General features: G+C 55.6%; 1 pseudogene. It reads left to right on the top strand.

Annotation, left to right across the window (positions count from 1 at the left end):
- Positions 1-200: 200 nt before the first annotated feature.
- A pseudogene (locus tag QP971_RS11295) lies at positions 201-610 on the top strand (helix-turn-helix domain-containing protein); the annotation flags it as partial.

Below are 610 nucleotides of genomic sequence, written 5' to 3'. Positions count from 1 at the left end.
TGAACTGCTCCCCATTAGTTGGACTGAGAAATCAGTTGCCAACAACTAGTGGGGAGCATTTTCTTTGAGAGCACGTAGTTCGCTGAGTGAAGTTCAGCGTGAGCAGTTAGTGGAGCTTTTCGAGCAGGGAATGGGTTGCCGAGCCGCTGCTCGTGTTGTCGGTGTCTCGAGAGACGCAACGCGTAGACTTTATCGCCGTTTCCAACTGCGTGGCAGACTATGTCTCGTGGAGAAACCAAACAAGCAGCACTACTCCTTCGAGGCGAAGAAGGAAGTTGTAGAACGTCATCTTGCGGGTGAGTCGATGATGGATCTTGCCCGAGAGTTCAATCTTTCATCCGACCACCTCGTCAAGGACTGGGTGGCTAAGTGGCGCAGAGGCGGCGACGAGGCTCTGCGCCCGAAGCCGAAGGGCAGGCCCAAAGGATCGGCTGCGCCGAAACGCCTCACGGAAGAGGAAAAGCTTCGCCGCCAGGTTGAGCGGCTGGAAGCGGAAAACGCCTACTTAAAAAAATTGCGAGACTTGAGGAACCAGGGACACGCCTGAAAGCCCAGGCAATCGTCATCCTCAAGTCACACCACCGCTTGGACTACCTCCTGGATGCGGCCG

Source organism: Corynebacterium marquesiae, from assembly GCF_030229635.1.
Classification (GTDB): Bacteria; Actinomycetota; Actinomycetes; order Mycobacteriales; family Mycobacteriaceae; genus Corynebacterium; species Corynebacterium marquesiae.
This window is presented reverse-complemented; position numbering and strand designations above follow the sequence as displayed.